This window comes from Thiocystis violacea (genome assembly GCF_016583565.1).
Classification (GTDB): Bacteria; Pseudomonadota; Gammaproteobacteria; order Chromatiales; family Chromatiaceae; genus Thiorhodococcus; species Thiorhodococcus violaceus_A.
Genome location: NZ_NRRF01000118.1, coordinates 1 through 7,557, shown reverse-complemented (window position 1 = coordinate 7,557; position 7,557 = coordinate 1). Strand labels below are relative to the sequence as shown.

General features: G+C 65.8%; 6 protein-coding genes and 1 pseudogene. 3 read left to right on the top strand and 4 right to left on the bottom strand.

What is annotated here, in order from left to right; genetic code table 11:
- Window positions 1–427: 427 nt before the first annotated feature.
- The 4 genes and pseudogenes from cobJ to CKO23_RS23155 all read right to left on the bottom strand — a co-directional run bounded on the left by cobJ (window position 428) and on the right by CKO23_RS23155 (window position 2,981).
- On the bottom strand, window positions 428–1,195 hold the full coding sequence (gene cobJ, locus CKO23_RS26640) for a precorrin-3B C(17)-methyltransferase (protein ID WP_346014675.1): 768 nt from the start codon (window positions 1,193–1,195) through the stop codon (window positions 428–430).
- Window positions 1,196–1,270: 75 nt separating this feature from the next.
- Window positions 1,271–1,621 (bottom strand): annotated as a pseudogene (locus CKO23_RS26635) (precorrin-3B C(17)-methyltransferase); the annotation flags it as partial.
- Complete coding sequence (locus CKO23_RS23160) at window positions 1,621–2,349, bottom strand: precorrin-2 C(20)-methyltransferase (RefSeq protein WP_200335633.1); 729 nt, start codon at window positions 2,347–2,349, stop codon at window positions 1,621–1,623. The pseudogene CKO23_RS26635 and the gene CKO23_RS23160, both read right to left, overlap by 1 nt.
- A gap of 5 nt (window positions 2,350–2,354) precedes the next feature.
- Entirely contained in the window at window positions 2,355–2,981 is a 627-nt protein-coding gene (locus CKO23_RS23155; RefSeq protein WP_200335631.1) for a precorrin-8X methylmutase, read from the bottom strand.
- A 360-nt stretch (window positions 2,982–3,341) separates the two neighbouring features.
- Between CKO23_RS23155 and cbiE the strand changes: the two genes are divergently transcribed.
- The 3 genes from cbiE to CKO23_RS23140 all read left to right on the top strand — a co-directional run bounded on the left by cbiE (window position 3,342) and on the right by CKO23_RS23140 (window position 7,315).
- A complete protein-coding gene (cbiE, locus tag CKO23_RS23150) occupies window positions 3,342–4,553 on the top strand; it encodes a precorrin-6y C5,15-methyltransferase (decarboxylating) subunit CbiE (RefSeq protein ID WP_200335629.1) in 1,212 nt (403 codons plus the stop codon).
- A 1,704-nt stretch (window positions 4,554–6,257) separates the two neighbouring features.
- Complete coding sequence (locus CKO23_RS23145; RefSeq protein WP_200335628.1) at window positions 6,258–6,950, top strand: hypothetical protein; 693 nt, start codon at window positions 6,258–6,260, stop codon at window positions 6,948–6,950.
- An 11-nt stretch (window positions 6,951–6,961) separates the two neighbouring features.
- Window positions 6,962–7,315, top strand: coding sequence for a hypothetical protein (locus CKO23_RS23140; RefSeq protein WP_207168669.1), 354 nt, complete (start codon window positions 6,962–6,964; stop codon window positions 7,313–7,315).
- The last annotated feature ends 242 nt before the right edge of the window (window positions 7,316–7,557 follow it).

Here is a 7,557-nt window from a genome sequence, read left to right as displayed (position 1 = left end):
TGCGTGTGCGCGTCGATCAGTGCTGCGAACGGATGGGCCATCGGTTTTCTCCCCTTGAAAAAGGCGGGGAGCCTTTCCAGCCCGGCTCGCGAGCCGCCGAGTGTCACGGACTCGGATGGCGGTGTTCAGCCATCTTCTAAGAAAGACAGTCGGAAGCGTCAATGACGCTGCCGAAAACCGATCACATGGGGCTATCTGCAGCGAAAAAATACTCATCGGCAGGCATCATGCCTGCGGAATGTGCGTTGGAACCCGGTCAGGGCGCCGAACGATCGACGGGCGACAGGAGGGAAACGCATAGCCCTCCCACTGGCCCGAAGCGACGCCCTCGAGTGGAGCGCGACCGCCATAGCCTGATGTTCAGGGGTGCCGCCACTCCCGCACGCTCGTTAGAGGATACGGCCCTGGATTAGACCTCACGCCGGCATCAGGATGTTTGCGCGCTGCTCTGCGGGTACCAGCGTGGCGTGTAGACCCAGGCGCCACCGTCGCGGCGCGGGATCTGGCGGGTCAGCGAAGAGCCGATGATGACGACGGTGCGCATGTCGACCTGCTCCGGGCGGATCTCACCGAGCGTGGTCGCCAAGACCTGCTCCGCCGGGCGGCCGACGTCGCGACCGAGGATCACGGGGGTGGAGGGGTCGCGGTGACGGCGCAGCAGCTCCAGGGCCTGCCCCAACTGCCAGGGGCGCGCCTTGGAGCTGGGGTTGTAGAGCGCGATGACGAGATCGGCCTGCGCCGCCAGCGCCAGCCGGCGCTCGATCTGCGACCAGGGCTTGAGGTTGTCGGAGAGCGAGAGGACGCAGAAGTCGTGACCCAGCGGCGCACCGGCTCGGGCCGCGGCGACTTGGGCGGCCGAGATACCGGGAAGGATGGCGAGATCGACCTGGTGCCAGCGCAGATCCTCCGCCTGGTCCAATGCCTCGACGACCGCCGCCGCCATGGCGAAGATGCCGGGATCACCGGAGGAGACCACGACCACGCGCCGGCCCTGGGCGGCCAGCTCGAACGCCAGTCGGGCACGCTCCATCTCGCAGCGGTTGTCTGAATCGAGGATACGCTGCCCCGCGCGGAAGGGTCCCGCCATGCGGACGTAGGTGGTGTAGCCGACGATGTCCTGGGCCTGGTCCAGCTCCGCGCGCACGGCCGGAGCCATCAGCTCAGGCGCGCCGGGTCCCAGCCCGATCACAGCCAGCCGGCCGGCTGCCGGGCTTGCGCCATCCGCATCCTCGCCGGTGCCCGTCCTGGCCCGGTAGCCGACGTCAAGCGCGTCCGCGATCCGGCGCGACAGCGCCTCGACGCCCTGCCCGAAACCGAGCACGGGCACGACGTCCGCACCATCCGGCGAGACCGCGACGACCGGCACGCTCGGGCTGCCGTCCGACACGGCGAGCAGCGGGGCGAGCGCGAGGACCAGCGATTCCATGGAGCCGAGGAAGACGCAGGGACGGCGCGCGGCATAGCTCTCGCGCAGGCGCTCGGCGATCTCGGCCGGCGTCTGCGCGGTCGCGGCGACATCCGGGCTCAAACCCTGGAGGCCCGCGCGGAGACGTTCCGCCGTCTCGCGACCCGAGGCATCCGCAACCAGCAGAACCGGGCGCCCCTCGGCCAAGGCCGTCATCAGCCCCGCCACCGCTCGCCGGGGATCAGAACCATCGAGAAGTACGGGACCTCCTCGGGGTCGATCTCGGCGAACGGGAGGATCCGCTCGCCATCCATGGTCGCGCGCTCGACATAGCGCGCGCGGCCCTCCAGCCCGAGCTTGACGATGACCCGGCGGACTTTCTCGAAGTTGCTGCCGAGCTTCATGATGGCCGCCGCCTCGACCCCAGACAGCATCTGGGTCAGGGTCTCCTCGGGGAGGGTTCCCGCCAGCACCTGAAGACGCTGGTCGCGATAGACCAGCGGCGTGCGCAGCACCGAGGCGCTGGCGACCACAGAACAGACGCCGGGCACTACCTCGGTCTCGAAGCGGTCCGCCAGCCGGTCGTGCAGATACATGAAGGAACCGTAGAAGAAGGGGTCGCCCTCGCACAGGGCGGCGACGTCGCGTCCCGCCTCCAGATGCTCGGCCACCTGCTCCGCCGCTGCGTCATAGAAGGCGCGCATAATGCCTTCGTAGTCATAGGGCGGCGCGGGCTTCTTGCCCGTGATGGGATAGACCAGCGGCAGACGGATCTGGTCCGAGCGCAGATGCGGCTTGGCGCTGGTCAGCGCATTGCCGCGCTTGGCCTTGCCGACATAGTAGGCCACCACCGGCGCCTCGCGCAGATAGCGCAGTGCCTTGAGGGTGATGAGCTCCGGATCGCCCGGGCCGACGCCCAGGCCGAATAAACGCCCTTTATCCATGGCGATCAGGAATGCTCGCGCCCGAGGGCATTGACCGCCGCCGCGGCCATGGCGCTGCCTCCGCGGCGACCGCGGAGCGTCACGAAGGGCACGCCGCGGCTGTCCTCGGCCAGCGCCTCTTTCGACTCGGCCGCGCCGACGAAGCCGACCGGGAAGCCAAGGATCAGGGCAGGCTTGGGCGCGCCCGCGTCGAGCATCTCCAGCAAACGGAACAAGGCGGTCGGCGCGTTGCCGACGACCACGATGGCGCCTTGCAGATGCGGGCGCCACAATTCGAGCGCCGCCGCCGTGCGGGTGTTGCCAAGCTGCTTGGCGAGCTCCGGCACGCCGGGATCCTGCAGGGTGCAGATGACCTCGTTCGCCGCCGGCAGACGCGCGCGGGTGATGCCCTCCGCCACCATGCGGCTGTCACAGAGAATGGGTGCGCCAGCCTCCATCGCCACGCGCCCGGCCTCGCCGGCTCCGGCGGAGAACAGCAGGTCATCGATCACCTCGGGCATGCCGCAGGAATGGATGACGCGGACGGCCAGCGCCTCGAGATCCTCCGGGATGCGGTCCAGATTCGCCTCGGCTCGGATGATGGCGAAGGATTGACGGTAGATGTCGTGGGCATCACGGATGTAATCGATCATTGCAAATCTCTGTCGCGCGGTCACATGCAAGGGCTCGGGTCAGCGGATCTGCCCGAGGCACGGACCTGGCCGAAAGTCAGGAGATGAGGAAGGGGTTTGCTTAAACAAGCCGAGCAGTATAATTCCAATCGCATTGGTCAGCCACTGCGTTGCCCGCGACGAGCCCCGTCCATCGGGGGTCAAGACCCTGCGCCGAAGCCGGCTCCGGTCCCACCAACCACTCACAGCCCAGCTCTTCCGCCTCATGCGCGATCCCCGCCCCCGCAAGTCCAAGACGCATCGCAATCCGACGATCGGTCGCCGCATCGGCGCCATCCACTGCCCCACGACGCCGAGAGGACGCTCAGGGCAGGACGCTCGATGACCCCCTGGCTCACCATCGTCGGTATCGGCGAGGACGGCCTCCACGGCCTCGCCGAGACGTCGCGTCGCGCCATCGCCGAGGCACAGGTCCTCTTCGGCGGCGAGCGCCATCTCGCCATGATCCAAGCGCGCGCCGACCAGCAACGACGTCCCTGGCCGAGCCCGTTCAGCGCAGCCTACGAGCAGCTCCTCGGCCATCGCGGCAGTCCGGTCTGTGTCCTGGCGAGCGGCGATCCCATGCTGTTCGGCATCGGCGGCAGCCTCGCGGCACGCCTTCCGGCGGAGGAGATGCGCATCCTGCCCGCCCCCTCCTCCCTCTCCTTGGCGGCGGCGCGCATGGGCTGGGCGTTGCAGGACGCGCGCCTGGTCCCCGCCCACGGACGTCCGCTTGCGCGGGTCAATCTGCACCTGGCGCCGGGCGCCCGCCTGCTCGTCCTCTCCGCGGACGGCGAGACCCCGGCCCAGCTCGCCAGACTCCTGACGGCGCGCGGATACGGGCGCAGCCGCCTGACGGTCTTCGAGCGCGTCGGCGGTCCGGCCGAGCGCCGCCTAGCGGGCGAGGCCGCCGCTTGGCCGCACCCGACCTGTGCCGCGCTCAACCTCATCGCGCTCGAATGCCAGCCGGCCCCGGAGGTGCGATCGCTCTCACGCCGCGGCGCCCTGCCGGACGAGGCATTCGCCCACGACGGCCAACTGACCAAACGCGACGTGCGGGCAGCCACCCTCGCCCGCCTGGCCCCGCTGCCGGGCGAACTGCTGTGGGATGTCGGCGCCGGCTGCGGATCCATCGGGATCGAGTGGATGCGTGCGGACGACGGCTGCCGCGCCATCGCCATCGAGCCGAACCCCGCCAGACGCGACCTGATCGAGCGCAATTGCCAACATCTCGGCGTGCCGGAACTCGAACTCGTCGCGGGAAGCGCCCCCGAGGCGCTAGAAGGCTTGGAGCCGCCCGACGTCATCTTCATCGGCGGCGGTCTGACCGTTGCGGGCGTCGCCGAACACTGCTGGCAGGCCCTCAAGCCCGGCGGGCGCCTCGTCGCCAACGCGGTCACCATCCAAAGCGAGGCCTTCCTGGTGGGCCTGCGCGAGCGTATCGGCGGCGAACTCACGCGCATCTCAGTGGCGCATGCGAGCCCGCTCGGCCGCTTCGACGGCTGGCGCACGGCCATGCCCGTGACCATCTTGCTGACGGTGAAATCGCGGTAGCCTTCCCCCGCATGCAGGTCCGGTGTCGAACCAGATCGTGACAGTACCTGGACAATTTCCACTGGCGGCGCTCGGTGCTTCAGCCCGGTTGACCTGGCCGCCTCGGCGCCTATAGCTGGCTGAAGCGGTCGATGCTGCGTCAATCGAAACGGCAAGTCTCAGCCAATTCCTGAGTAAAACACTTGGTTTGCCCATGTCCTGAACATGGTATTCCTTGTATTTTGCTTGGTCTTCACTATTCTCTGGATCGTAGCTGAGACGACACGCGGATGGACGAGAAGCAGTGGATGTCTTGAGCCATACGACAATCCTTCGGCATGACCCTAACGATCAATCGAGTAGAGGTGACATCATGAGTGAAGAGACCATGCGCAAGAACGAACGCCAAGCCTACTGGCTCATCTGGGCCATCTGCCTGGCGCCGCTCGTCCCCTACGCCCTGCGCGGCGCGTCCTGACGGCCCAACCGGAACAGCGACGACTTGATGCACGACAGTCAGATCTCGACCAACGACATCTAGAGGTGAAGATCATGAGCGAAGAGACCATGCGCAAGAACGAACGCCAAGCCTACTGGCTCATCTGGGCCATCTGCCTGGCGCCGCTCGTCCCCTACGCCCTGCGCGGTGCGTCCTGACACCCCGGAACAGCGACGACTTGATGCACGACAGTCAGATCTCGACCAACGACATTTACAGGTGAAGATCATGAGCGAAGAGACCATGCGCAAGAACGAACGCCAAGCCTACTGGCTCATCTGGGCCATCTGCCTGGCGCCGCTCGTCCCCTACGCCCTGCGCGGCGCGTCCTGACACCCCGGAACAGCGACGACTCGATGCACGACAGTCAGATCTCGACCAACGATATCTAGAGGTGAAGATCATGAGCGAAGAGACCATGCGCAAGAACGAACGCCAAGCCTACTGGCTCATCTGGGCCATCTGCCTGGCGCCACTCGTCCCCTACGCCCTGCGCGGCGCGTCCTGACGGCCCAACCGGAACAGCGACGACTCGATGCACGACAGTCAGATCTCGACCAACGATATCTAGAGGTGAAGATCATGAGCGAAGAGACCATGCGCAAGAACGAACGCCAAGCCTACTGGCTCATCTGGGCCATCTGCCTGGCGCCACTCGTCCCCTACGCCCTGCGCGGCGCGTCCTGACGGCCCAACCGGCACAGCGACGACTTGATGCACGACAGTCAGATCTCGACCAACGACATCTAGAGGTGAAGATCATGAGCGAAGAGACCATGCGCAAGAACGAACGCCAAGCCTACTGGCTTATCTGGGCCATCTGCCTGGCGCCGCTCGTCCCCTACGCCCTGCGCGGTGCGTCCTGACGGCCATGACCTCCGGGTCTGACCCGGAGGTTGTCGAGAACATCGAGAGGCGGGGAGCTAAAGCCACGCCTCTCGAGTGTCGGCCCGAGCGGCTAGCTCGGGAGCCGAAGCCTTGATCCAAACACTGTCTCCGCTCGACGCCTGGAAACCTTGCGTTGTCTCAACAAGCGTGATCCCATCTCAACCCGCTGCCTCGGTGACTTCCGCCCCATTCGTGCTTCATGGGTCTCAGGCCAGTGATCCAGCGGGCTGTCCGACGGCTCTACGAGCACGAGTCGCGAGAAGCCACAGCGCGCAGTTGAAGCGCGATGCTGGTGTGCTCAATCACTCTAGCGTGCTCAATCACAAGGGTCTTCATCGATGATGGGCAAGATTTCGGAGGCCTTCCGACTATCCCTGCGCTTCCCGCAGAATCTGGTGTGGGTGCTCTGGCTCGCCTTCCCGCTCTACGGCTTCATCGCCAGCAATGTCCTCTTGCCTCCCGACGACGGCTATAGCCGACAGGTCGTCATGGCGTCGCTCGCCATGAATCTCTCCGCCGTGGAGCCCTTGGTCTTCATGGTCTTCAATCTCCTGGGCGTGATCCCCATGACCTACGCCTTGCTCGTGCTCTTCGACGGCAAGGAGCAGCCGATGCCAGCCTGGCCGTTCGTGATCCTGTCCTTCTTCGCCGGCGCCTTTGGCATCCTTTTCTACGTGGCCCTGCGGCGCTGGGGTCACGCCGTCGAAGGACCCAAGTCCCGGCTCCAAGAGCAGTTGGATACCCGGATGGTGCCGGCAATCCTCCTGGCCGTCTCCATCCTGCTGGTGATCGTCGGTGCTGGCGGATCCCCGCAGTCCTACCTGGACCTTTGGCAGACCAAACCACTCGTCCATATCATGACACTGGATCTGGTGATCCTGCTCCTCGTACTGCCCTTTCTGGCCATGGATGACATGCGACGCAGGCAGGTCGACGGCAGCGCCTGGCGGGTGCTGGTGGTCGCGCTCCCCGTCTTTGGCGTGCTGATCTATCTGTTGGGTCGACCGAAACTCCTCTACGCGCCGCATTGAGCGTCCAATCATTGAGCGTCCAATCATTGAGTGGACGCTCAAAGGACGGCGAGCGCCCGAGCGCTGGCCGAATCGGGCTTGACGTCCATGACGGGATCGCGCTCTCCCCTCGATATCTCTTGGCGCTGCTGGCGCTCAGCGTCGGTTCGCGAGGCCGTGCCAGCGACCGGTTGCTCGGTCGCGCTGACGGCCGGGGCACGACCGCTAAGAGCATCGGCGAGCGCGAAGGCGTCGTGATGCTCCCTGCTCATCGCAAAGGCGCAGCCAAGGCTGAGCAGAAGAAGGATTCTGAGGTCGTCTTTCCGAAAGCGCTTGCTGTTCATGGGCGTCGTCTCTCTCTTCAGTGCCTGCGAATCATCGTGTGAGCCTGACGATAGCCAAGGAGAATTAGCGGCGACTTAGCGCCTGCCATCCGATACAGGCGCGCTCACCTCCCGGCGTGACGTGCCCCAGCCTTCCTTGTCGTCGCCAACCTCGAAACTCACGTTTCGGAGTTGAAATTCGCCATAGTGACGGTCTCATGCCTCCATAGAATCAGGCTCTGCGCCCTCCAACTGGAGGGTGAAGTCATCGAGTTGTAATGCCTGGACAAAGAAGCGCTGCACCT

Excerpts from the sequence above, each read along its gene's own strand:
- CKO23_RS23160 (WP_200335633.1), bottom strand. The coding sequence starts at position 2,349 with ATGGATAAAGGGCGTTTATTCGGCCTGGGCGTCGGCCCGGGCGATCCG.
- CKO23_RS23155 (WP_200335631.1), bottom strand. The coding sequence starts at position 2,981 with ATGATCGATTACATCCGTGATGCCCACGACATCTACCGTCAATCCTTC.
- cbiE (WP_200335629.1), top strand. The coding sequence starts at position 3,342 with ATGACCCCCTGGCTCACCATCGTCGGTATCGGCGAGGACGGCCTCCAC.
- CKO23_RS23145 (WP_200335628.1), top strand. The coding sequence starts at position 6,258 with ATGATGGGCAAGATTTCGGAGGCCTTCCGACTATCCCTGCGCTTCCCG.